Here is a 25008-nt window from a genome sequence, read left to right as displayed (position 1 = left end):
TCTTAATAAGTTCAAATAGTTTAAAACAACGCATATTTTTAACAAACGGACAATTTGTAAAACCTCATGTTAAAAAATAATCTAAGTAAATTAAGCAATTGCCTTTTTTACTTTAAAATTTTTCGGTCTAGTACATAAATGACTGAATACCGCATATTGCCAAATACTCTTCACTTGTACTGTAACAATCTTCTCTTCTGCAACAGACCACGCCAAAGCTGTATTTGCGCCTAAAATCAATTCACCACCGAGTTGAAATAAATATAAAGGGCTTTGTTGGTTTACGGTGAGTGGATTTTTTTGACTCAATAAATTGCGTGAATCTAGGATTTTCCACTTATTACCGAACCATAACTGCAATAAATCACCCAAGAACAAAGCTTGTTGCTTAAAAGGAAATGTATTGATAAATGAACTTTGAACAGGCGTGTAATAACGCTCAGGATCTTGGAGGATATCAAGATAATGTTCTTGATAAAAAGATAGATTTGAAAAAATAGATTGAATACGAAGAATAGTCATTTTGACCTCCGGTTTAGCCATTTTAGTGCTGGCAAGTAGGGTTAAATCCACACTGTCTAGATCGATGTCTAAACGCTCTTTCTAAATTAAATCTAGCAATCACATGTTCAAGTTTCAAGTATTTTTTTCGATTTCACGCTAATTGTGCAAATAAAAAGCATACAACACAAAAATGAAAGAAACATGGCAGTTTTAACTTGACCGATCTTAAAAGCCGCCTATAATGGCTGTCAGATTCTCCCATAGCTCAGTCGGTAGAGCGACGGACTGTTAATCCGCAGGTCCCTGGTTCGAGCCCAGGTGGGAGAGCCAAGATTCTAAAAAGCCCATATCACTGATATGGGCTTTTTATTGCTTAATTAAAAATAGAAATAAAAAAACCTCTGAAATTATCAGAGGTCTTCTCAACTTTAGTTCAAAATTAAGCGACGATCTTTGCTGGCACGCCACTATGAAAACGGAAAGTATCATCTGGAGTTAAAATCAGATTCTTCTCCACTTCACGAATATACTCAATCCGTTGTTGAATGGTTTCTTCAGGATCTTTTAGTTTCGCCGTTTTCGCAACATCTAAAGCCAGCGCCAAATAATCCTCAAAATGACGTGATTCTGATTTAAGCAAGTAACGATAGTAGCGACCGAGCTCATCATCAACAATTGGTGCAAGTGCATAGAAACGCTCACAAGAACGTGCCTCTACAAATGCCCCGATGATCATCACGTCAATCAAGGCCTCAGGTTCATAGGTACGGATTTCTTTGCGTAATCCACCTGCATAGCGCCCTGCACTCAACCCCTTCCACTCTTGACCACGTTTGTTCATAAACTCAAGAACTTGCTCATAATGCAGCATTTCTTCACGCACGAGCTGCGCCAACTTCACTTGTAAGTCAGTAAAAAAGCTATAACGAAACATCAGGTTCATTGCCGTACTGGCAGCTTTCTTTTCACAATTTGCATGGTCTTGCATCAATATCTCAAGATTATTGATAGCTTCATCTAACCATGCTTGAGGTGTAGTACAACCTAAAAAACCAATCACAGGTTGCATCAACTCATCGTAATTTATACTACTCATCAACTTATCTCGCAGCAGCCTGAATCGCTGCTTTCATCTCTTTTACCGCTTGAGCCAAACCGACAAATACACTATCCGCAATAATCGAATGCCCAATATTTAATTCATGAATTTGCGGGATCGCGGCGATAGGCGCAACATTTTCTAGATTTAAACCATGTCCAGCATTAACCACTAACCCCTTCGCAGCGGCGTATTCAGCACCTTTGACGATGCGTGCCAATTCTGCTTGCTGCTGTTCATCCGTCTCCGCGTCCGCATAAGCACCTGTATGGATTTCAATGGTTGGCGCACCACAGGCAACTGCCGCATCAATCTGGACTAAATCTGCATCAATGAATAATGACACATCACATCCAATCGCTTTGAGTGCTTCTGTCGCAGCTTTAACTTTTTCAAAATGACCAACCACATCCAAGCCGCCTTCTGTGGTGACTTCTTGGCGACGCTCAGGCACGAAACAGACATGTTGCGGTTGAATTTCTTTGGCAAATGCAACCATTTCATCAGTCACTGCCAACTCAAGGTTCATGCGTGTTTTCAATAATGGACGCATACGACGAACATCATCGTCTTGTATATGACGACGATCTTCACGTAAATGTAAGGTTATGCCTTCTGCACCTGCTTGTTCACAGACCAATGCTGCCTGTACAGGATCAGGGTAAGTTGTACCACGTGCTTGTCTTAATGTCGCAACATGATCAATGTTTACACCTAATATTGCAGCCATAAAAATATCCTATTGTTTTTCACCCTAAAGCACTTAAAAGTTTTGCTTTTGAATGATTAAGTTTGAGTATTTTGAATCCAAAGTTGACGGCTTTTCAGCGGTCGATCACCCAACAATGAGCTAATCATTTGACGGTATAGTTTACCCAATAATTGCAATTGTTCGTGAGAAAAATCCTGACCTTGTTCATAACTGTGCATGGATGCAATTAGAGCACCATCCAGCGTTGAACGTGAGGCTTTTGCAACAGGCATAAAACCATCATTCAGCTGAAATTGATAATGCTGAGATGGTTGAACTTGTTGCTGGCTAGCATCCACTGAAAAATCAATTGCATAGCCTAGCTCTTGCAATAAAACATGCTCAAATTGACGCAAAATTTGACGCAAAAACAAAGATGCTTGTTCATGTGATGCAAGTAGCTGTAACTGCAATAAAACCATTTGATATTGTTGAAATGTTTGTGGCATCGCTTCTTCTAGTGAGCACAAACGCAAAATGACTTCGTTAAGATAAAAACCAGCAAAGAATGCATCACCATGGAAAAAAACGGGCTGATTTAGAATTTCCAACTTGGTGAAATTTTTAAGTTCAGACTTTCCTGTGGCTTGCACACGAATCGGTTGGTATTGGGGTGGCGGAGTCTGTCTCAGGATTCCATCCACCCGACCATATTCCTGCGTAAACAGATGCACAATATGGCTTTTTTCTCGATATTTACGATGATGAATTAAATATCCATGCAAGACTTCATTGCGCATCATAGCATGCGACTCATCCTAGTCCTTTGCATCCTTTTTTTCATCATCTTCACCATCAGGAATCACAGCACCCACCACAGCCGCTGTGCCTTTCACAACGCCCTTGGTGGTTTTATAGGCAACTTTAACAGGTACAGTCACCACTTTATGAATACACCCTTGCAACATGAATATACATGTCACGATCGCTATTACTCGTATTGTGATTTTCATACCTGCTTCCACCGACTTAATAGATCGTTTTAAATATCGCTATAACCTAGACTTTTCAGCGCACGTTCATCATCCGACCAGCCACCTTTCACTTTAACCCAAAGTGTCAGCATAATCTTTTGCTCAAACATTCTTTCCATGTCTGCACGTGCATCCATACCGATACTTTTCAGCTTCGCACCTTTATCACCAATCACAATGGCTTTTTGACCTTGGCGTTCTACAAAAATGGTCGCATCGATATAAGTACAAGCAGACTTCAATTTACCCGTCTTTTCATTCATCACTGCTTCTTCAGTTTTAAATGATTCGATCTGTACAGTTAAATCGTATGGTAGTTCTTCACCCAACTGACGCATAATTTTTTCACGGATAATTTCACTTGCAAGGAAACGTTCTGAACGATCCGTGATCTGATCCAATGAATATAATGGCGCTTGATAAGGTAAATACTTTTCAATGGTGTCACGCAAATGATCTAGATTCGCACCACGCAAAGCTGAAACAGGTACAATCTCTGCAAAGTTCATTAATTTGGCACGTTCACGAATCAGTGGAAGTGCTTCATTTTTATTTTCAAAAGTATCAAGTTTGTTGATCACTAAAATCACAGGCATTTCTGCGTTTTTAAGTTTCTCTAAAACAAGCTCATCATTTTGAGTCCACTTTTGTGCATCAACCACAAATAAAACCAAGTTCACATCACGCAACGCAGAATGTGCAGCACGGTTCATCATTTTATTGATCGCACGGACTTCTTTTTTGTGCATTCCTGGGGTATCAACAAATACTGCTTGTGATTTTTCACGCGAATCAATACCCACAATCTTATGACGCGTGGTTTGTGGTTTACGTGAAGTAATCGAAAGTTTTTGTCCTAATAAATGGTTCATCAACGTTGATTTACCCACATTTGGACGACCTACAATTGCGACAAAGCCGCTTTTGAAATCCGAAGGAATGGTAACTTCTTTAGAACTAAAAAATTGATCAACTACATTTTGATCATCTTGCTGTTCAGTAGTTTCTGATTGATTGTCATTTGAATGAGACATCAAGTTATTGCTCCAATAATTTTAAAATTTCAGCCGCTGCTGTTTGTTCAGCGAATCGACGACTTGAGCCCTCACCATGGATTTTAGGCAAACCATCAATCAAACATTCCACCGTAAAATGTTGATTTGGCGCATCGCCCTGAATATCTACAACCTCGTAAACTGGGAGAGGTTTTTTACGTGCTTGTAAATACTCTTGTAAGCGTGATTTCGGGTCTTTGAGTTGATCTGTGGGTTCAATATAATCGAGGTATGGTTCATACCATTTTAACACAATGCTTTGTAGCTGGTTTAGATCATTACAGTCTAAATAAATCGCACCGATAATCGCCTCAACCGTATCAGCAAGGATAGACTCGCGGTGATGACCACCTGATTTTAACTCACCAGTACTTAAGATTAATGACCGACTGAGCTGTAAATCATTGGCGATTTTACCGAGCGCTTCTTGTCTCACAAGCGTCGCTCGCATACGCGTCAAACGCCCTTCATTTTCTAAAGGGTAGACCTGATATAAATAATTGGCAATGATCATTCCCAATAATGAATCGCCTAGAAATTCTAGGCGTTCATAATTGTGTTTATGGCTAACAGAGCGGTGGGTTAAAGCCAGTGTCAACAAGTCAACTTGTTTAAACTGGTGACCGATTCGCCCTTGTAAGCGACTATCACTGAGTTTGTTTGGCAGATTTTTGGTCAAAAGTCTTCTCAAAAGTCATCACTAAACTAATATTGAGCATGAAAGGCTTCCGCACTTCATACTTTTTGTTTACGATCAAATCATCTTTATATGTGGCTTGTGCGACATCCTTAAAACGAAGATCACGTATTCCATTCATATCTAAACGCTGATCCATCTGAGATGCAAATTTACTCGGTGTCGTATTTTGCGGACTATCTTTTAATAGTCCCTCAATTTGACTGTCGATCACTTTGTCATCCCAGTACGCTGGCCAAATTGCAATTGCTGCTTTCACAGCAACTGCAAATAAAACCACCCCAAATAAAATTGCAATATACGAAGTCCCCAACTGAGATTTACGCATCTTTATATTTCCTATGTGTTTTTTATTTATTAGTCAATTTTAGCATTTCGGTTAAAACTTGGAAGTTTAAAACCAGGTTCTTTATGCATCCATACATAAAAAGCACGACCTGTTAAGTTTTCTTCAGGTACAAAGCCCCAAAAACGGCTATCAGCACTTTGATCACGGTTGTCACCCATAGCAAAGTACTGACCTTCTGGTACAGTCACTTCCCAATCTTGCCCTTGTGTTTGAATAAACACGTCATTGGCTTTAGCAACAAATGGAACCAATGCATCTGCACCTTTGGCTTGTGCAAATTGATAGGTTTCAACCAAAGAATTACGTCCGTCTATATAGCGAACCGAATACTGATGATCACCTAAAGTTTCTTTAAAATAAGAGACTGTTGGTGTTTCCAATAGATCTTTTTCACGCTTAACTTCAGTCGCAACTTTAGCAACCTGCTCACCATTAATAACCAATTGACCATCTTTATATTGAATATGGTCACCCGGCAAACCAACAACGCGCTTGATATAACTAATCGTAGGTTGTGGTGGATAACGGAAGACAATGACTTCACCACGTTTTGGCTCACCAACATTGATCACTTTGGTATTTACGATCGGTAAACGCACGCCATAATCAAATTTATTGACCAAAATAAAATCACCAATTTCTAAGGTCGGAACCATAGACTCAGATGGAATATTAAATGGTTCATATAGGAAAGAGCGCAAAACGAGTACGATCGCCAATACAGGCCAGAAATCATACGCCCACGTAATGATAAAATTTTCCTGATCTCGCCCTTTGTTTGCACGATGTTTGAGTACAAACTTATCAAGCAACCACACCATGAAAAATATAAGTGTGGCAGGTACCAGAATCAAATTAAAATCAAAATCCACACACCCTCACTTGCAGCCGACAAGCTGCTTGTCTTGGGCTGGACAAAGCAACACTTTGTTCTGCCAGCCACATTTATTTATCTTTCAACTTTCAACACAGCTAAGAACGCTTCTTGTGGGATTTCAACACTTCCCACTTGTTTCATGCGTTTCTTACCTTCTTTTTGTTTTGAAAGTAACTTTTTCTTACGCGATACGTCACCACCATAACATTTTGCTAATACGTTTTTACGCATCGCTTTTACAGTAGAACGTGCAATGATTTGCGCACCTATGGCTGCTTGAATCGCCACATCGTACATTTGACGAGGGATTAAGTCTTTCATTTTTTCAACCAGTGCAATACCACGGTGACGTGCATCATTACGATGACAAATCATTGCTAAGGCATCAACCTTTTCGCCATTAATTAACACATCAACCTTAACCAATGCTGAACTTTCAAAACGTACAAAGTTATAGTCGAGCGATGCAAAACCACGTGAACAAGATTTCAATTTATCAAAGAAATCCATGACCACTTCAGCCATTGGGATTTCAAAAGTGAGTGAAACTTGATTGCCCAAGAATTTCATGTCCTTTTGCACACCACGGCGCTCAATACACAAAGTCATGACATTGCCTAGATATTCCTGTGGCACAAGAATATGACATTCAGCAATTGGCTCACGCAAATCTTCAACTGTCGAACCATCTGGCATTTTTGATGGGCTATCGATATAGATGATATCGCCCTTCTTGGTCAATGCTTCATAAATCACTGTTGGTGCAGAGCTGATCAAATCAAGATCATACTCGCGCTCTAAACGCTCTTGTACGATCTCCATGTGCAGCATGCCTAAGAAGCCACAACGGAAACCAAAACCTAAAGCATCTGAACTTTCTGGTTCAAAAAATAAAGCAGAGTCATTAATCTGTAGTTTTTGTAGTGCTTCACGGAACGGTTCAAAATCGCTAGCATCAATCGGGAATAAGCCCGCATAGACCTGCGGTTTCACCTTTTTAAAGCCGGGTAAAATCGGAACATCTGGCGTGCTTGATAAAGTAATGGTATCGCCCACTGGCGCACCAAAAATATCTTTAATCCCTGCAATAACAAAACCAACTTCACCCGCTTCGAGTATATCAGTTTCACTATGTTTTGGATTGAACACACCTACAGAAGTGACTGGATGCGTCTGACCTGTCGATCGAACCAACATTTTGTCGCCCTTACGGATACGACCTTGTTTAATGCGAACCAACGAGACAACACCTAAGTAATTATCAAACCATGAGTCAATAATTAAAGCTTGTAACGGTGCATCACGATCACCTTCAGGTGCAGGAATCACATCCACCAAACGCTCTAAGACACCTTCAACGCCTAAACCTGTTTTTGCTGAACATGTCGGTGCATCTGTTGCTTCAATACCAATAATTTCTTCAATTTCATGGATAACACGTTCAGGCTCTGCTTGAGGCAAATCAATCTTGTTTAAGATTGGCAATACTTCTAAGCCTTGCTCAATTGCGGTATAGCAGTTCGCCACTGACTGAGCTTCTACGCCCTGTGCAGCATCCACAACCAACAACGCGCCTTCACATGCAGCCAAAGAACGCGAAACCTCATAAGAGAAGTCAACGTGTCCTGGTGTATCAATAAAGTTCAGTTGATATTCTTGACCATTTGGATGCGTGTAATACAACGTAACTGACGCAGCTTTAATGGTAATCCCACGTTCGCGCTCAAGCTCCATAGAGTCCAGTACTTGAGCCTGCATCTCACGATCTTGTAAGCCACCACACATTTGAATAAAGCGGTCAGCCAAAGTTGACTTACCATGATCAATATGAGCAATAATCGAGAAATTGCGTATATTTTTGATATCTACGGATTTTTTAGCTTGCGCCATGGGTTACCTTGAGAAAATAGAACGCTCTATCCTTTAAAAAAGCGATGAGCCAAAGCGGTTTAACAAAATTGTTAGGGATTATAACAGAACGACCTTTCAAAGTATTCAAAATAATGATGCCTATTTAAGAGCAAATAGAAGCATCTTATTTAGATTTAAACTGAAGAAATCTGTTCATAAGAAACCGAAAAATCCATCGGATTCAAATCGTTTGAGATAGGTTGATACGCCTGAGTAAAACTAGGTGACATACGCTTTGGACGACCTGTTGCAATTTCGATGCAAGCCCATTTGGTATTGCCAATAAACAATACACTCTGATCTTTTGGACGATAAAATGCATACTGACGGAACGAGTACAGCGCATTTATATCATCTAGCCATGTCCGTAAAATAATTTCTTCACCTTCAAGCGCAGCTTTGCGATATTGCACATGATGTTCAACTGCAACCATGGCATGTTTTAGTTCTAAATACTGCGCCAAACCTAAGCCTAATGTTTCAATATGCGCAGCCGCCACATCTTGCATCCACTGCACATAGATCACGTTATTGACATGACCCAGCACATCAATATGTTCAGGTTGAACCTGTATTTTTAAATCAAAAATCGTACTCATAATGTAGCTATACTTTTTAAATCCATACACTGCTGCACACAGTAATCCAAACCCATCGATATGACAAAATAAAAAACCACTCAAAGCGAGAGTGGTTTTTTTATTTGCATTATGAAATCTTATTGTAGGCGTAAACCCAATATTGCTCGTTGACCCTGACGAATAATTGCAACACGCGCAACGCTACCTTTAGGCAATCCAGCAATCGCTTTGGCAAAAGCTGCACTATCCGTAATCGCAACCCCGTTGACTTGTAGAATCACATCACCAGCAACAATATTTGACAACGAAGCTAAACCACCACGTTTCACCTCTTGTACCAAAATACCACCAGACACATCTAAGCGAGATTGCTCAGCAGGTGTCAGATTTCGGATACTCATTCCCAATCCATTGGTTGGGTTATTTTTATCTTCTGCTGCAGGTGTGTCATCTGGTGCAGTACTTAAAGTTGCTGAAACGGTACGAATTTTTTCATCACGTAAAACATCTAATCGAATGGTTTGATTCGGTGCAGTACGGTTTAGCGTATAGAGCAAATCACTGGTACGAGAAATAGCTGTGCCATTAATTTTTAAGATCACATCACCTGATTTTAAACCTGCTTTTTCTGCTGGTGATTTTGGTGCAACTTGAGTAATCAATGAACCTTCAGGTTTTGGTAATTTATATGCTTCAGCCAAATTACGATCAATATCTTGGAGCATGATACCCAGATAAGAACGGGTCACTTTACCATTGGCTTTCAGTTGCTGAACCACATCCATCGCGACATCAATCGGAATCGAGAATGACAAGCCCATATAACCGCCTGTGCCACTAAAAATTCGAGAGTTGACGCCGACCACTTCACCGCGTTGGTTAAATAATGGACCACCAGAGTTACCCGGATTTAAAGCTGCATCAGTTTGAATAAAAGGAACTGACGTCTCACCACTCATATTACGTGATTTTGCACTGACGATCCCTGCTGAAGCTGAATAATCAAATCCAAAAGGAGAACCAATGGCCAGAACAGGCTCACCAACTCTAAGCTGGTTTACATCACCCACTCTTAACTCAGGGAAATTCGCCCCTTCAACCTTAAGTACAGCGACATCGGTCCTTTCATCACTTCCCACCAATGTTGCGTCAAACTCACGACGGTCATTTAAAGTGATGCTGATACGTGAAGCATTTGAAATCACATGATGGTTTGTCACCAAGTAGCCATCTTTACTAATAAAAAATGCACTACCAAAAGCTGTTTTTTCTTGCGGGCCTTGGCGTTGAGGAATAATCACTTGATTGCCAAAAAACCGTCGTAAAATTTCTGGAACCTGTTGTTGTAATAACTCTTCCTGAGTCATTTTTTTCACAACATTGACACTCACCACAGCAGGGCTAACCTGCTCAACCAGATTTGAAAAATCTACTGGCGCTGCAGCATTGACTTGAGCAGCGGCAACTGTAAATACCGCAGCATACATTCCTTGTTGTAAAAAGCGACTTTTCATGAAGCAAGAACCTACAGACTGATGATCAAAAAATTTTAGACTATGTTTTTAGCATATGCCCACTCATATTTTCGTAAAAATATGTTTATCTTTTCAAGATATAAACAGGTGTTGCAGATAAAAATGTGAATAAATAATCAAAATACCGAACATCACTCATACTTTCATTTTCGAGCGTATGAGAATCACCAACAATAGCCCCATCACTCGATACGAAGATATAGTGAACCGCTACGCAGATTAAATATCATCACATTTGCTAAAAATTCATTCAACTCTAGGCAGATTAGCCCTTGCCTTTTTAATGAAAAAGCGTTGTCATTAGCGAACGTTTAAAACTGAAGCAGATCGACATGCCTGATTTAAAAGCAATTCACCATTTTGATGTGATTATTGTGGGCAGTGGCGGTGCAGGTTTAAGTCTTGCACTCTCTTTACCAAGTCATTACAACATTGCCATTTTAGCAAAAGCAGCTTTAACAGAAGCGAGCACTTTCTATGCACAAGGTGGGGTTGCTGCGGTCTTAGACGAAACAGACTCTATTCAACAACATATTAATGACACAATGATTGCAGGCGGGTATCTATGTGAATTAGATGCAGTCAAACATACGGTTGAAGGTGGTAAGCCTTCTGTTGATTTCCTCCTGAAGCAAGGCGTGCAATTCACTTTAGATGATGATGAACAACTTCATCTCACTCGTGAAGGCGGACATTCTCAACGTCGTATTATTCACTCCGCCGACGCGACAGGTAAGGCCATTTCAACGACCTTGGTTGAACGCGCACAAGAACGCGAAAACATTACAATTTTTGAAGATTATATTGCGATTGATCTTATTACGCTGCACAAACTGGGTCATCAAGATCAAACCAATCGCGCGATTGGTTTATATGCCTTAAATGAAAATACCGAACAAGTTCATACCTTCTTAGCCCCATTCACAGCTTTAGCTTGTGGTGGTGCGATGAAAGCGTATCTGTATACTTCAAATCCTGATATCGCAACAGGTGATGGTATTGCAATGGCCTATCGTGCAGGTTGCCGTGTTGCCAATATGGAATTTAACCAATTCCATCCAACCTGTTTATATCATCCGAAAGCGCGTTCTTTCTTAATTACTGAAGCGATGCGTGGTGAAGGTGCATATTTACGTCTGCCAGATGGTGAACGTTTTATGTTGCGTTTTGACGAACGTGCTGAACTTGCACCACGTGATATTGTGGCGCGTACGATCGACCATGAAATCAAGCGCCTCGGTATCCGCCATGTTTGGTTGGACATCACACACAAGACACCTGAATTTATTACTGAACACTTCCCTACACTCTATGCTCGTTTGCTTGAGCTGGGGATTGATATTACCAAAGACATGATTCCTGTGGTTCCAGCAGCGCACTATACCTGTGGTGGAGTGATGGTCGATGAACATAGCCAAACGGATCTCGATGGTCTATATGCGATTGGTGAAACCTCTTATACAGGTTTACACGGCGCAAACCGTATGGCGAGCAACTCACTGCTTGAATGCTTTGTCTATGGTATGAGTGCGGCAGAAGATATTCAGAGCAAACACAACACAAGCTTTGAATTTCCAGATGTACCCTCTTGGGATGAATCTCAAGTGACCGATGCAGATGAAGATGTGGTCATCCTACAAAACTGGGATGAACTACGTTCAACCATGTGGAACTATGTCGGTATTGTTCGTACGACTAAGCGTTTACAACGTGCTTTACATCGTATTGAAATGTTGAAACGTGAAATTAATGAATACTATCGAGATTATCGTGTCAGTAAGAACTTGATCGAATTGCGTAATTTGGTTTTGGTTTCTGAAATGATTGTACGTTGTGCGATGGAGCGTAAAGAATCACGTGGCTTGCATTACACGCTGGATTATCCTGAGCTTTCTAATGAAATTCGCAAGACAGTGTTGACTCCACCAAACTTTAAAGTGGAACAACCGTTGGTGAATGAGTGATACAAATATTTTTGGATTGCATTACATAAACATAATGTAATCCAAAATATAACCTACCTTCTTTTCAAATCACTACACATTTTCCCTGTTTGTGCTTTAAATAAACTACTATAGCCCTTAATATGAGATTCCGTTATTTTTACTTCTATATCAGTTCTTTTTTGATCAATTTTCCTATTCATTTTCAAAAAATCTAGATATGAATATTGCACACCAATTTGATTGCACAAAGAGTATTTAACATTTATTAATCCAGATAAAACATCAGCTTGATTAAGCAACTGTTTCACATAATCAAATTCTTGCTTAGTACTAACTTTAACTGGTGCAATATAGGTACTAAATGTTTGCCTATCTTCATTTAAATCAACTTCATGTTCATACATACTCATTTTTTTAACTGTATCACCCAATATCTTTTGATCAATTTCAGAGTAGGCGTTTGTCATTGTAAATAGTAAAAAAACTATTAATAAGAAATTTTGTTTTTTCATAAAATTCTACTTATTTAAAATGCTTAAGCAAAAGAATTATAACACTCAAATTCCACTTAATAAAAATTTAAAAGAAGCAGTTGTTAATATAAAAAACATAATCTTAAATTAACAACTCCATCTTTTAAAAAACAATGTAAAATAGTCTTAAACGGAATTTTTTACATAATTCAACGCTTCTTCAAACACAACATCCGCATTCTGTGTTGCATCCAAACGTTTGATCCGTTCCGGCTCTGCTTGCCACAAGGTCTCATAACCTGCACGAACTTTAGCAAAGAAACCCAATTTCTCTTGCTCAAAACGATCCAAGGCACCACGTTCTCGCGCACGGGTCATGCCCAACTCAATTGGTGCATCCAACCAAAAGGTAATATTAGGCATTTTCGCCACAAAAGTTTGATTCAACAGTTGCGACTTTTCCTGACTCAAACCACGCCCAGAACACTGATAAGCAAAACTTGCATCGGTAAAACGATCACTTAAAACAATTTTTCCAGCATCCAATGCAGGTAAAATCACTTGTTGTAGATGTTGAGCACGTGCCGCGTAAATCAATAATAGCTCAGTATCATGACTCATTTGCTCATCATGATTCACCGCCAATAATAATGAACGAATCTGTTCAGCCAAAGGCGTGCCACCCGGCTCACGAGTCAACACCACCTGTTTACCTTGCTGCTCAAAATACTGATGAATCTTACGAATCAACGTGGTTTTGCCTACACCTTCTGTGCCTTCAAAGCTAATAAACATTTACTCTTGCTCCTGCCTCTTGGCACGTAAAACCACCAAATACTCTTGAACGGCTCGGTTATGATCTTGCAAATTGGTTGTGAACTTATGTCCACCCGTTCCTGTTGCAACAAAATAAAGATTTTCCGCATCATCTGGATGCATCGCTGCTTCAATCGCTTTTTTACTTGGCAATGCAATCGGTGTTGGTGGTAAACCATTGATCGTATAAGTGTTATATGCCGTTGGAGTACGCAAATCATTACGTGTGATATTACCTTTATAGTTATCACCCATACCATAGATAACCGTTGGGTCCGTTTGTAGACGCATACCTATTTTTAAACGGCGTACAAATACACCCGAAACCTGTTGAAGCTCACTATCCAAACTGGTTTCTTTTTCAATAATCGAAGCCATGATTAACGCTTCGTATTTATTTTTATACGGCAGATTAGCCGCCTTATTTGCCCACGCCTCATCCAATGCTTTCATCTGACGACGATATAAATCCGTCAAAATCTTCTTGTCTGTTTCACCTTTAGCAAAAAAATAAGTATCAGGAGCAAATAGACCTTCAGGGTGAGAATAAGAAATATCTAAAGCTTTTAACAATTGATCTTGCGGTAAATCTAAAATCGTCTTGGTGACATTCGGATCATTTTTTAGCTTCTGCACCAACTGCTTAAAATTCGTACCTTCGATAACTAAGATTCGATTCATTTGCGCATTATCTGCATTGGCCAGCATTTCCAAAACCTGACGAACACTCATGCCCCGCGTAAGCTCATACACTCCAGCTTTCATACTGTCATGTATCATAAACTTCTGGTAAAGCTTTAAAATAATCGGAAAACTCACCTTTTGATCTTGGGCTAAGCGATCAATAAATTTTGAATAGGTGTCACCAGATGAAATCACCAATAATTGTTTTTTACTGTCTAATGGATACGGCTTAAATAAATTTGCCCATACAACACCAAAAACCACCAAAATAAAAATGCAGATGGCCAATAAAAATGCTTTAAACGTAAATCTAAATTTCGGTTTAGCTTTTGGTTTTTTCTTACTTTTGCTTGGGTTCGGTGGCTTTGGCATATTTAATCAATCTGGCTAAGTTTTAAAGTTTCAAATAAATCAAGATAAGGTTGTTGCTCGAAAGCTCGATCATTGAATCGAACAACCGCCTTCATCGGATGCAATGCATTACAAAAAAATAGGTTTTGAATACGATCAACTTCATCAATGCCCATACAACGTTGCTCACATGCCACATCGTACTGCTGCATTCTTGATAAGATTTTGGCTCGCATCACACCGTGGACGCCATTATAACGAAGTTCTGGGGTAATCCATCGATCATTTATACGAATAAAACAATTACTGCTCACCCCTTCAACAACATAGCCCTGTACATCACTGACCAATGCTTCAAGCCAACCGCGTTGATCAGCCTCTTGTTTCAGTAAAACCTGTTCTAAACGATTGAGGGTTTTCAATCCAACGAGATGCGGCATATTTAAGCCCATCGTATGATTTAACACGCCACTTTCAATCCACTCAGGTTGAAAAACTTGTGTTGCTCTCGGGTAATACCACACATAAAGATCGGCAGCATGTAAAGGTAAACTATAGCCACGATCCCCTTCACCACGGCTAATTACGATTTTTAAAGTGCCACTTAAATTTGCATATTGTTGTTTTAATTTTTCAAGTGAAGCCTCAATCTGAGACAAATCAGCATCTAAACCTAAGCGCTGGCAAGCCAATCTTAAGCGTGCCAAATGTTGTTCTTTGAGTTCAAAATGATTTTGGAACATTCGTGCTGTAGTAAAGCAACCATCACCATAATGAAATGCCCGATCAAGTAAAGGGATCGAATCAATCAACTGTCCATTTTTATAACATTGCATCGTTGAGTACAACCTAGATTTACTCTTTAAATAATACCCTTAAATTTGGTACTCGGAAACGTCATCTGCGACCTGCGTGGTATCAACACTATAATGTTTTTGCAATAAAATTAGAAAGATGAAAGAAGTGAACAGGTTTTGCAGATGACAATGGTTTTGCCTACTTTTGCCAAAACACTTGCGAAGCTTTAGTCGCTTCTCAGGTCGAGCCTGAACGAAGTTGAAATATATTTCAACTGAAGTGCAAGACGTAGTTGCTTATCCTAAAATTGGAGAAGAATCCAGTATTACTCCGTTATGATCATTAAATTATTTTGAATAATTAATAACAATCATAGTTTTTATGCAAAATAAAATATTGATTTTAAAAAATTAAATAAAAAAATTCAAAAACTAATATTTTCTTATTTATCAAAAATTCAGCATAGCTTATCTCTTTAATCTATTTCTATATTTTTCATATCAAATGCGTTTTTAATTATTTTTTTTGCAAAAAAACCAGCGTTATGCTGCATCCATATTCTAAATGCTTATGCAATTTTAAGGGGTTTTTATGCGTTTATCTCAACTCAAAGTCGGTCTTTTAGCCGCTTTACTTTCAGCATCTAGCTTGGCAGCCCAAGATTTTTTAAATGTCTCTTACGATCCAACACGTGAGCTATACACAGATTTTAATAAACAATTTGGTAGCTTTTGGAAACAACGCACTGGTCAAGACATCAACTTCAAACAATCTCACGGTGGTTCAGGTAAACAAGCACGTGCAGTCATTGACGGTCTCAATGCCGATGTGGTGACTTTAGCTTTGGCTGCTGATATTGATGAAATTGCAAAAAATGCCAAACTGCTTCCAAATGATTGGCAAAAGAAACTGCCAAATAACTCAACACCCTACACCTCTACCATTGTCTTTCTCGTTCGTAAAGACAACCCTAAACAGATTAAAGATTGGGGTGATCTAGTGAAACCCGGTGTAGAAATCATCACACCAAATCCAAAAACATCGGGTGGTGCTCGCTGGAACTATCTAGCTGCTTGGGCTTGGGCAAAACACCAAAAAGGCGGCAATGATACCAAAGCGCAGGACTTTGTCCGTCAAATTTATAAACAAACCAAAGTTCTTGATTCAGGTGCTCGTGGCGCAACCACAACATTTGCAGAACGCGGTATTGGCGATGTTTTACTGGCTTGGGAAAATGAAGCTTATTTAGCTGTGCGTGAACAACCGAATAAGTTTGAAATTATTACTCCTTCATTGTCGATTTTGGCCGAACCTCCTGTTGCAGTTGTAGAAAAAAATGCGACTAAAAACGGCAATCTGCAAATCGCACGTGGTTATTTAAATTACCTCTATTCACCAGCGGGTCAAGACATTGCTGCTCGTCATTTCTACAGACCTCGCAATGCCGATGTATTGAAGAAATATCAAACTGTATTTAAGCCACTGAAACTCGTCACCATTGATAAAGAGTTTGGCGGCTGGAGCAAAGTGCAGAAGCAGCATTTTGAGAACGGCGGCATCTTTGATCAGATCGTCAAGGCAAATAGTCGATAAGAATTACTTTTCAAAGAAATTTGAAGGAGAGCAGACATGACTCATACCCTCATTGTTCCTGGTGTAGGCGGTAGCGAAGTACAGCATTGGCAGTCTTGGTTACAACAGCAACTCGTGTCTAGCTCTCGCGTTCAACAGAAATATTGGGATCGACCAGTATTAAGTGAATGGGTGAGTCAATTTGTCAAAACCGTGGCAGAGATCAAAGCACCAATACAAATCGTTGCACATAGCTTTGGTTGCCTCACCAGTGTTGCAGCACTTGCAGAACATCCTGAACTTAAAGCAAAGGTGAAAAATCTAGTTCTGGTCGCGCCTGCAAATCCAGCTCGTTTCGGTGAAAGTGGTTTTGCACGCCATAGCTTGACAGACTATAAACAGTATTTCTATCAACTCAATATAGACGTGCCAACGACATTATTGATCAGTGAAAATGATCCTTGGTTGAACTATGTCGATGCACTACAACTCGCACAAGCATGGAGGCTCACACCGATCAATTTAGGTCCTGTTGGTCATGTCAATGTCGCATCTGGATTTGGTCCATTTCCTGAAATTTTCAACTATTTGTCGTCTGAAAAAAACATACAGCCAGTATCTCGAATGCATCAGTCGAATTTTAATGTGAAATTTGCCTAGCCATAGCTCCCTGTATTTTTATATTTAGCTTATTTACTTGTTTTAGCAAACATTTCTCTTTGAGGAAATATCATGTCGCAGCGTTCCCGAGTGCTGCCTGGGTTTGGTCTGTCATTAGGCTTTACCCTCGCTTACGTGTCTTTAATTGTGCTTATTCCTTTATCTGCTGTCTTTATCAAATCTTTTGGGATTGGATGGGATGGTTTATGGGAAATTTTAACCTCAGAACGGATTCTAAAATCCTTACAACTCAGCTTTAGTGCTGCACTGATCGCTGCATTTGTAAATGTGGTATTTGGTTTGTTGCTGGCTTGGTGTTTGGTTCGCTACAGCTTTCCCGGTAAAAGATTAGTCGATGCTTTAGTGGATTTGCCATTTGCGCTACCTACTGCTGTCGCAGGTATCGCCCTTACGTCTCTCTACTCAAAAAATGGATGGATTGGACAATATCTTGAACCATTAGGAATTCAGGTCGCCTATACCCCAATAGGTATTACCCTCGCATTAATTTTTATTGGTTTACCTTTCGTGGTCCGTACCGTGCAGCCAGTGCTGAGTGATATTGAAACTGAACTAGAAGAAGCAGCTTCTGCTTTGGGCGCAAATCGTTGGCAAACCATTACCAAAATCATTTTGCCGATTTTATTTCCTGCCCTACTGACAGGTTTTGCACTCGCCTTTGCACGTGGTGTTGGTGAATATGGTTCAGTGATTTTCATTGCAGGCAATATGCCTTATAAAACGGAGATCGCACCGCTGATGATTATTTCTCGTTTAGAAGAATATGATTATGCCGGTGCGACCACCATTGCAGTCGTCATGCTGCTGCTCTCTTTTGCCATCTTATTCTTGATCAACTTAGTACAAGCATGGGCGAGCCGCCGTACAGGGAGAGTTGCACAATGAGCTTAAACAACACTAGCGATACCTTAGCAATTAAGTTGCAAACACGAGATGCTACCCGTGAACCTGCGTGGGTGCGTTACAGCCTGATTGTGGTGGCACTGATTTTCTTCTTGAGCTGTTTAATCCTGCCACTCATTTTGGTTTTTGTTGAGGCATTTAAACAAGGTATCGAAGTCTACCTCAATGCTTTAATTGATCCAGACACATTATCAGCAGTAAAGCTGACTTTACTCACAGCAGCGATAGCCGTACCGATAAATGTGGTGTTTGGTGTTGCAGCAGCATGGTCTGTGGCGAAATTCCAGTTCCGTGGTAAAGCCATATTAACCACGATTATTGATATGCCTTTTTCGGTTTCACCAGTAATTGCAGGTTTGATGATCGTTTTAATTTTTGGTTCGCAAGGCTGGATCGGTGGCTGGTTAATGGATCATGACATCAAAGTCCTCTATGCCGTACCTGCAATTGTTTTAGCCACTATTTTTATTACCGTACCATTCGTTGCGCGTGAATTGATTCCACTGATGGAAGCACAAGGAACAGAGGAAGAAGAAGCCGCCATTGTACTCGGTGCTTCAGGCTGGCAAACCTTCTGGAAAATAACACTGCCAAATATTAAATGGGGTTTGATCTATGGCGTGATTCTGTGTAATGCCCGTGCCATGGGTGAGTTTGGCGCGGTGTCTGTGGTTTCAGGGCACATTCGCGGTGAAACCAATACCTTACCGTTACACGTTGAGATTCTCTACAACGAATATACCTTTAGTGCTGCATTTGCGGTGTCTTCATTATTGGCATTTTTAGCAATCATCACCTTGATCTTAAAAACTTGGTTGGAAATACGCCAAGAGCAAGCACACCAAGCAAATCCTTAAGGAATGAACTTATGAGTATTCAAGTTAAAAATATTGAAAAACACTTTGGTGCATTCCATGCGCTAAAAAATATATCTCTAGACTTTCCTGAAGGTCAGTTGGTTGCGCTTTTGGGTCCTTCTGGTTGTGGTAAAACCACACTTCTACGCATCATCGCAGGTTTAGAATCGGCTGACGGCGGTCAAGTTCTGCTTGAAGGTGAAGACGCAACCAATACGCATGTGCGTGAGCGTCAAGTCGGTTTTGTATTTCAACACTATGCGTTGTTCCGCCACATGACGGTATTTGACAATATTGCCTTTGGTTTAAGGGTTCGCCCCCGTTCGACTCGACCATCAGAAGCAGAAATAAAAAAACGTGTCACTCGCCTACTCGACCTTGTGCAACTGGGCTTCTTAGCAGACCGTTATCCTGCGCAACTCTCTGGTGGTCAACGGCAACGTATTGCGCTTGCTCGTGCTTTGGCGGTTGAACCGCGTGTGTTATTGCTAGATGAACCTTTCGGCGCATTAGATGCTAAAGTGCGTAAAGAACTCCGTCGTTGGTTACGTGCATTGCATGATGAACTACATATCACTTCGATCTTTGTGACGCACGATCAAGAGGAAGCTTTGGAAGTTGCGGATCAGATCATCGTGATGAATAAAGGTGATGTGGAACAAATCGGTTCACCACGTGAAGTTTATGACCAACCCGCAACTCCCTTTGTTTTTGATTTCTTGGGTCAAGCAAATCGTTTTGAAGGCGAACATACCAGCGGTATTATCCGTATCGGTGATGATCGTATTCAGTTACCAACTGCATTGGAAGCGCCGCAAGGAAAAGTCATTGCATTTGCACGACCAAATGAATTACATATTCACACCCAAGCTCAGCCAAATACAATTGAGGCAACATTCTTACGTGAAGTGTGGATTGCTGGTAAAGTCGTGGCTGAATTACAAGATCGCAGTGGACATAGCATTGAAATTTTATTAACTGTAGAAGAGGCGAATTTGCATCAATTCAGACCAAATCAAACGGTTTGGATTAGTGCAGCTCAATTTCACTTATTTGCAGATCAAACGACGCAAGTCGCTTAAAAAATCTCCCTTGTGCTGCTGTAACCGCAGCTCCCCCTCTTCTTAAAAGTGGGGAATTTAGAGATAAGGAAAAACTTTTATGAACTTTCAACAGCTCAGAATTATTCGAGAAACTGTTCGCCAAAACTTTAATTTAACTGAAGCATCTGCGGCACTCTATACCTCCCAATCAGGTGTCAGTAAACACATTAAAGATTTAGAAGATGAATTAGGTGTACAACTTTTTGTGCGTAAGGGGAAGCGCTTACTTGGTCTCACTGAGCCAGGTTTATCATTACTTAATATCGTTGAACGGATGTTGGTCGATGCAGACAATATTAAACGTCTGGCCGATGACTTTAATAAAGTCGATGAAGGCACACTTACTATTGCGACTACACATACCCAAGCACGCTATGTACTCCCCCCTATCGTCAATCAATTTAAAAAGCTATTCCCCAAAGTTCATTTGGTTTTACAACAAGCCAGTCCAGTTGAAATCGCAGAGATGTTGCTTCAAGGTGAAGCTGATATCGGGATCGCTACAGAGTCCTTAACCACAGAAGAAAACTTAGCCAGCGTACCTTATTATGAATGGCATCACAGCATCATTACCCCGAAAGACCACCCATTAGCCAAACTCGATAAAATTAGTCTAGAGCTTTTGGCTGAGTATCCATTGATCACTTATCATGGCGGTTTTACAGGACGTTCTAAAATTGATAAAGCCTTTGATGATGCACAATTACATGCTGATATCGTCATGTCAGCGCTGGATGCCGATGTCATTAAAACCTATGTTGAGATGAATATGGGCGTTGGGATCGTCAATGCTGTGGCTTATGATGCTGAGCGTGACCACCGTTTACAACAGATTCAAACCGATATTTTTGGTGTCAATACCACGTGGATTGCAGTCCGCAAAGGGCATTTGCTTCGAGGCTATGGCTATGAGTTTATTTCTTTATGCTCACCAGAAACCGATATCAAAACGCTAAAGAAAGTTGCTTATCCTGAAGAGTAACAGCATAAGTCTCTTGTTATTTAGAAAATAATCAAACATAAAAAAACGAGCATAAAGCTCGTTTTTTTATGTTGAATAGATGGATTAGAACTTGAAGCTCACACCAACTTTAGCAACTGGCATCCATTCGTAGCGACCTTTATTAGCAATTTTATTTTGCTCATCTGCTACAGCTTGGTCAATTGGTTTAGCTCCAGTAACACCCTCTAAGTTATATGCAGTAAGTTTCACATCTGGATTACCCGTGTAATATGCACCAACCTCTCCAAACAAGCCAAGGTTCTTATAAACTGGTGCATTCAAACCTAAGCCTAGGTAAGGAGCAATATCATTTTTATATGACATTTTACCATTTACACCACCCTCTTGATTTGCATTAACGACCTGATAATCATTGTTATTAATACTTAATGTACGGCCAGCCGATGTGCGTTTTTGCAGATCATAGTCATTGTCTAGATATGCAACACCTGCTGCTACATAAAGAGCACGAGCAAATGCATTCTCATTTGCACCCCATGGATAAATCTCAGCATTTAAGTAGGTGTTATTGTTATCCATATCTATATCATACTTAGTCCCATCGATTTTGATATCGTCAGACCAAGAAATATCACCGCCGTTATAACCTAAAGTTACACCAACGTATGGATTGACACGGTAAGAAATCGCACCACCATAACCAGTCGTACCAACTTCAGCACGAACTGAAACTGGAGCTAAGTAAGAAGGTAATCCATAAGCTGATTCTTTAACAATTTGCTCATCTGCAAAAGCAGTACCTGCAATTGCTGTTAATACACCAGCCGCTAACATAACGCGTAAAGTTTTCATCGAAGTCTCCTTAAAAAATACTTTTCTTAAATATAATTGTTTCTGTGATTGCATCATAAAGGATTGATCGCTATGTTTTTATACAAAAAATGATTACTTTTTGTTATTTTTTGATACAAATTAGACATAATTGTGTATTTGGAAATAATTTATAAAAAACAATATATTTCATTTTATGACAAACATATTGCATAAATTTTAATCATTTTATTGTAACAACTTTTTTCAAAGATTCTTGGTTCAAACTAGTGTAAAATCAACAAAATTTTTTTGGAAGAAGGAAGATCATGTCTCAGCTTTCTACAATCATTGAGCAAGCATTTGAAGACCGTGCCAACTATAGTGCAGCGGATTGCCCTACCGAAATCCGTCAAGCTGTTGAAGAAGCATTGACTGGTTTAGACAACGGTACACTTCGTGTTGCTGAAAAGATCGATGGTGAGTGGGTTGTCCACCAATGGTTAAAAAAAGCAGTTTTACTTTCATTTAAGCTGAATGACAATACGCCAATCGAAGCGTGTGATCTTCGTTTTTATGACAAAGTCGCAACCAAATACTCAGGCTGGACTGAAGAACAGTTTAAAGCTGCTGGTGTTCGTGTCGTACCACCTGCTGTTGCGCGTCGTGGTAGCTTCCAAGCGAAAAACGTCGTGTTAATGCCTTCTTATGTCAACATTGGTGCTTATGTAGATGAAGGCACCATGGTAGATACTTGGGCAACTGTAGGTTCATGTGCTCAAATCGGTAAAAATGTTCACTTGTCAGGTGGCGTAGGTATCGGTGGTGTTTTAGAACCATTACAAGCAAATCCAACAATCATTGAAGACAACTGCTTTATCGGTGCGCGCTCAGAAATCGTTGAAGGCGTCATTGTTGAAGAAGGCTCAGTCATTTCAATGGGTGTTTTCATTGGTCAGTCGACAAAAATCTTTGATCGTGAAACTGGTGAAGTACATTATGGCCGCGTACCAGCAGGTTCTGTTGTGGTTGCGGGCAGCCTTCCATCTAAGTGCGGTACATACAGCCTTTACGCTGCGATCATCGTGAAAAAAGTAGATGCAAAAACTCGCGCTAAAACAAGTCTAAACGACTTATTACGCGCTGACTAATTTAATCCCTATTACGCAACTTTAGTCGTCTTGCGTCTCTACGATCAGTCATGGTCGTAGAGATTTTGTTCTTTTATATGGTGTGGTTCTGATTATATGGCTTCCTTACGTTCTTCTGCAATTCCTGTCTCTGACCCTGCGGCTGGTTTACGCATTACCGAGATTTTTTATTCTTTGCAAGGCGAAGCGAATACTTTTGGTCTACCCACTGTTTTTATTCGCTTAACAGGCTGTCCATTACGTTGCAGCTATTGTGATACCACTTACTCTTTTGAAGGTGGCGAGCGTTTATCCCTTGAACATATCATCGAAACGGCTAACCAATTCAAAACACCTTATATTTGTGTCACAGGTGGTGAACCGCTTGCACAACCGAATTGTTTGATCTTATTACAACGCTTATGTGATCTTGGTTTTGAAGTTTCTCTAGAAACCAGTGGCGCTTTAGATGTCTCTAAAGTCGATCCTCGTGTTTCAAAAGTGCTCGATTTAAAAACACCAACATCTAAAGAAGATCATCGTAATTTATTCAGCAATTTTGACTATTTAACCCAGCATGATCAGATCAAATTTGTGATCTGTAATCGCGCTGATTATGAATGGTCAAAGCAACAACTTGAACAGTTCCAGCTACAAACGAAAGTAAGTACAGTGTGGTTCTCTCCTGCTTTCGCAGTTGAAAAAGGTGCTGCTGTTTTACCCGCTTTTGCGCGTGATTTAGCGCAGTGGATTTTAGATGACCATCTCCCCGTTCGTTTCCAACTCCAGTTACATAAACTGTTATGGAATGATGAATCTGGTCGTTAAAATCTCTCTCGTCGTACTTCTTATACTTTCAAAATGAGAAGTGTCATAAATTTATCTTTAGGTTGAATCATGGAAAATAATATGCGTTCACGTGCCATCGTATTATTATCTGGCGGCTTAGACTCAACAACGTGCCTTGCTTGGGCACAAGCTCGCTATGAATGTGTTGCCATAAGCTTTATGTATGGGCAACGCTCTACCACAGAACTTGATGCGGCGAGAACACTTGCACAAAGTGCTGGTGTAGAACATCGTGTGATTAATATTGATTTAGGTAATCTAGGCGGGTCTGCACTTACAGATCACAACATTGATATACCAGAACAATTACAAGAAGGTATTCCTGTAACTTATGTTCCAGCACGTAACACCATTTTCTTATCTTATGCCCTCGCTGCAGCCGAAGTTTTTGACGCTGAAGCCATTGTGATTGGAGTCAATGCTGTTGATTATTCAGGATATCCTGACTGTCGCCCAGAATTTATTGACGCTTTTGCCAATCTTGCTCGTCTCGCAACAAAAGCTGGCGTTGAAGGAAAACCCCTTAAAATTGAAACACCTTTGTTACATTTATCCAAAGCGAATATTATACGCTTAGGGATCGAACATGGCGTAGACTACAGTCAAACGGTATCCTGCTATCAAGCAGATGCTCAAGGACGTGCGTGTGGCAAATGCGACAGTTGCCGTTTACGTCATCAAGGTTTTATCGAGGCAGGTATTGCGGATCCTACGCGTTATACTGAACAGACGATATAG

Annotated in this window: 27 protein-coding genes and 1 tRNA gene; 11 read left to right on the top strand and 17 right to left on the bottom strand. The window is 40.2% G+C overall.

The window, feature by feature from the left end:
- Positions 1–90: 90 nt before the first annotated feature.
- The gene (locus J2Y37_RS07935) at positions 91–522 is read right to left on the bottom strand and encodes a hypothetical protein (protein WP_349032474.1); all 432 of its coding nucleotides are present in this window, start codon (positions 520–522) and stop codon (positions 91–93) included.
- Positions 523–758: 236 nt separating this feature from the next.
- Here J2Y37_RS07935 and J2Y37_RS07930 point away from each other — a divergent pair.
- Positions 759–834 (top strand) — tRNA-Asn (locus J2Y37_RS07930).
- Positions 835–943: 109 nt separating this feature from the next.
- Here J2Y37_RS07930 and J2Y37_RS07925 read toward each other — a convergent pair.
- The 11 genes from J2Y37_RS07925 to J2Y37_RS07875 form a co-directional block, all read right to left on the bottom strand.
- Positions 944–1600, bottom strand: coding sequence for a tRNA-(ms[2]io[6]A)-hydroxylase (locus tag J2Y37_RS07925; RefSeq protein ID WP_241323075.1), 657 nt, complete (start codon positions 1598–1600; stop codon positions 944–946).
- A gap of 4 nt (positions 1601–1604) precedes the next feature.
- Positions 1605–2333: a pyridoxine 5'-phosphate synthase gene (gene pdxJ, locus J2Y37_RS07920; RefSeq protein WP_349032473.1), complete on the bottom strand. Its 729-nt coding sequence runs from the start codon at positions 2331–2333 to the stop codon at positions 1605–1607.
- A 56-nt stretch (positions 2334–2389) separates the two neighbouring features.
- Entirely contained in the window at positions 2390–3097 is a 708-nt protein-coding gene (locus tag J2Y37_RS07915) for a DNA repair protein RecO C-terminal domain-containing protein (protein ID WP_349032472.1), read from the bottom strand.
- Between the two features lie 15 nt (positions 3098–3112).
- Positions 3113–3307, bottom strand: a complete 195-nt coding sequence (locus J2Y37_RS07910; RefSeq protein ID WP_121928431.1) for an NF038104 family lipoprotein — start codon at positions 3305–3307, stop codon at positions 3113–3115.
- A gap of 29 nt (positions 3308–3336) precedes the next feature.
- Positions 3337–4362, bottom strand: a complete 1026-nt coding sequence (gene era / locus J2Y37_RS07905) for a GTPase Era (protein WP_349032471.1) — start codon at positions 4360–4362, stop codon at positions 3337–3339.
- Positions 4363–4366: 4 nt separating this feature from the next.
- Positions 4367–5062: a ribonuclease III gene (rnc, locus tag J2Y37_RS07900; RefSeq protein ID WP_004668855.1), complete on the bottom strand. Its 696-nt coding sequence runs from the start codon at positions 5060–5062 to the stop codon at positions 4367–4369.
- Entirely contained in the window at positions 5031–5408 is a 378-nt protein-coding gene (locus tag J2Y37_RS07895) for a DUF4845 domain-containing protein (protein WP_241323071.1), read from the bottom strand. Before J2Y37_RS07895 ends, rnc begins: the two co-directional genes overlap by 32 nt.
- 29 nt (positions 5409–5437) lie before the next feature.
- Positions 5438–6301, bottom strand: a complete 864-nt coding sequence (lepB, locus tag J2Y37_RS07890) for a signal peptidase I (RefSeq protein ID WP_034594949.1) — start codon at positions 6299–6301, stop codon at positions 5438–5440.
- A 77-nt stretch (positions 6302–6378) separates the two neighbouring features.
- Complete coding sequence (gene lepA, locus J2Y37_RS07885) at positions 6379–8169, bottom strand: translation elongation factor 4 (protein WP_349032533.1); 1791 nt, start codon at positions 8167–8169, stop codon at positions 6379–6381.
- Between the two features lie 182 nt (positions 8170–8351).
- Positions 8352–8816, bottom strand: coding sequence for a thioesterase family protein (locus J2Y37_RS07880; protein ID WP_349032470.1), 465 nt, complete (start codon positions 8814–8816; stop codon positions 8352–8354).
- A 119-nt stretch (positions 8817–8935) separates the two neighbouring features.
- On the bottom strand, positions 8936–10312 hold the full coding sequence (locus tag J2Y37_RS07875) for a Do family serine endopeptidase (RefSeq protein ID WP_349032469.1): 1377 nt from the start codon (positions 10310–10312) through the stop codon (positions 8936–8938).
- 353 nt (positions 10313–10665) lie between these two features.
- On the opposite strand from J2Y37_RS07875, the gene nadB reads away from it, so the two are divergent.
- Positions 10666–12297 carry an L-aspartate oxidase gene (gene nadB, locus J2Y37_RS07870; protein WP_349032468.1) on the top strand — a complete coding sequence of 544 codons (1632 nt, stop codon included), beginning with the start codon at positions 10666–10668 and terminating at the stop codon, positions 12295–12297.
- Positions 12298–12350: 53 nt separating this feature from the next.
- On the opposite strand, the gene J2Y37_RS07865 is transcribed toward nadB, so the two are convergent.
- The 4 genes from J2Y37_RS07865 to pabC all read right to left on the bottom strand — a co-directional run bounded on the left by J2Y37_RS07865 (position 12351) and on the right by pabC (position 15439).
- Entirely contained in the window at positions 12351–12791 is a 441-nt protein-coding gene (locus tag J2Y37_RS07865) for a hypothetical protein (RefSeq protein ID WP_349032467.1), read from the bottom strand.
- A 147-nt stretch (positions 12792–12938) separates the two neighbouring features.
- On the bottom strand, positions 12939–13547 hold the full coding sequence (gene tmk, locus J2Y37_RS07860; protein ID WP_349032466.1) for a dTMP kinase: 609 nt from the start codon (positions 13545–13547) through the stop codon (positions 12939–12941).
- Positions 13548–14624: an endolytic transglycosylase MltG gene (mltG, locus tag J2Y37_RS07855; protein ID WP_349032465.1), complete on the bottom strand. Its 1077-nt coding sequence runs from the start codon at positions 14622–14624 to the stop codon at positions 13548–13550.
- Between the two features lie 2 nt (positions 14625–14626).
- Positions 14627–15439 (bottom strand): aminodeoxychorismate lyase, encoded by an 813-nt coding sequence (pabC, locus tag J2Y37_RS07850; protein WP_004668868.1) that lies wholly within the window; start codon positions 15437–15439, stop codon positions 14627–14629.
- A gap of 553 nt (positions 15440–15992) precedes the next feature.
- On the opposite strand from pabC, the gene J2Y37_RS07845 reads away from it, so the two are divergent.
- The 6 genes from J2Y37_RS07845 (at position 15993) to J2Y37_RS07820 (ending at position 21499) form a co-directional block, all read left to right on the top strand.
- Positions 15993–16994 carry a sulfate ABC transporter substrate-binding protein gene (locus J2Y37_RS07845; protein ID WP_005195849.1) on the top strand — a complete coding sequence of 334 codons (1002 nt, stop codon included), beginning with the start codon at positions 15993–15995 and terminating at the stop codon, positions 16992–16994.
- A 36-nt stretch (positions 16995–17030) separates the two neighbouring features.
- Positions 17031–17633 carry an alpha/beta hydrolase gene (locus J2Y37_RS07840; protein WP_349032464.1) on the top strand — a complete coding sequence of 201 codons (603 nt, stop codon included), beginning with the start codon at positions 17031–17033 and terminating at the stop codon, positions 17631–17633.
- A 72-nt stretch (positions 17634–17705) separates the two neighbouring features.
- Positions 17706–18539: a sulfate ABC transporter permease subunit CysT gene (gene cysT, locus J2Y37_RS07835; protein ID WP_349032463.1), complete on the top strand. Its 834-nt coding sequence runs from the start codon at positions 17706–17708 to the stop codon at positions 18537–18539.
- On the top strand, positions 18536–19414 hold the full coding sequence (gene cysW, locus J2Y37_RS07830; RefSeq protein WP_349032462.1) for a sulfate ABC transporter permease subunit CysW: 879 nt from the start codon (positions 18536–18538) through the stop codon (positions 19412–19414). Before cysT ends, cysW begins: the two co-directional genes overlap by 4 nt.
- An 11-nt stretch (positions 19415–19425) precedes the next feature.
- Positions 19426–20496: a sulfate ABC transporter ATP-binding protein gene (gene cysA / locus J2Y37_RS07825; protein WP_349032461.1), complete on the top strand. Its 1071-nt coding sequence runs from the start codon at positions 19426–19428 to the stop codon at positions 20494–20496.
- A gap of 79 nt (positions 20497–20575) precedes the next feature.
- Positions 20576–21499, top strand: coding sequence for a CysB family HTH-type transcriptional regulator (locus J2Y37_RS07820; RefSeq protein ID WP_004668874.1), 924 nt, complete (start codon positions 20576–20578; stop codon positions 21497–21499).
- 84 nt (positions 21500–21583) lie between these two features.
- On the opposite strand, the gene carO is transcribed toward J2Y37_RS07820, so the two are convergent.
- Entirely contained in the window at positions 21584–22333 is a 750-nt protein-coding gene (carO, locus tag J2Y37_RS07815; RefSeq protein ID WP_241323062.1) for an ornithine uptake porin CarO, read from the bottom strand.
- 287 nt (positions 22334–22620) lie between these two features.
- Here carO and dapD point away from each other — a divergent pair, with 287 nt between their 5' ends.
- From dapD to queC, 3 genes are all read left to right on the top strand, one after another.
- Positions 22621–23442 (top strand): 2,3,4,5-tetrahydropyridine-2,6-dicarboxylate N-succinyltransferase, encoded by an 822-nt coding sequence (gene dapD, locus J2Y37_RS07810; RefSeq protein ID WP_005195842.1) that lies wholly within the window; start codon positions 22621–22623, stop codon positions 23440–23442.
- A gap of 96 nt (positions 23443–23538) precedes the next feature.
- On the top strand, positions 23539–24249 hold the full coding sequence (queE, locus tag J2Y37_RS07805; protein WP_241323061.1) for a 7-carboxy-7-deazaguanine synthase QueE: 711 nt from the start codon (positions 23539–23541) through the stop codon (positions 24247–24249).
- An 81-nt stretch (positions 24250–24330) separates the two neighbouring features.
- Entirely contained in the window at positions 24331–25008 is a 678-nt protein-coding gene (gene queC, locus J2Y37_RS07800) for a 7-cyano-7-deazaguanine synthase QueC (protein ID WP_212749527.1), read from the top strand.

The organism is Acinetobacter sp. 3657 (assembly GCF_031456775.1).
Lineage (GTDB): Bacteria > Pseudomonadota > Gammaproteobacteria > Pseudomonadales > Moraxellaceae > Acinetobacter.
Note: the sequence above shows the minus strand (reverse complement) of the source record. Positions and strands in the feature narration are given on the sequence as shown.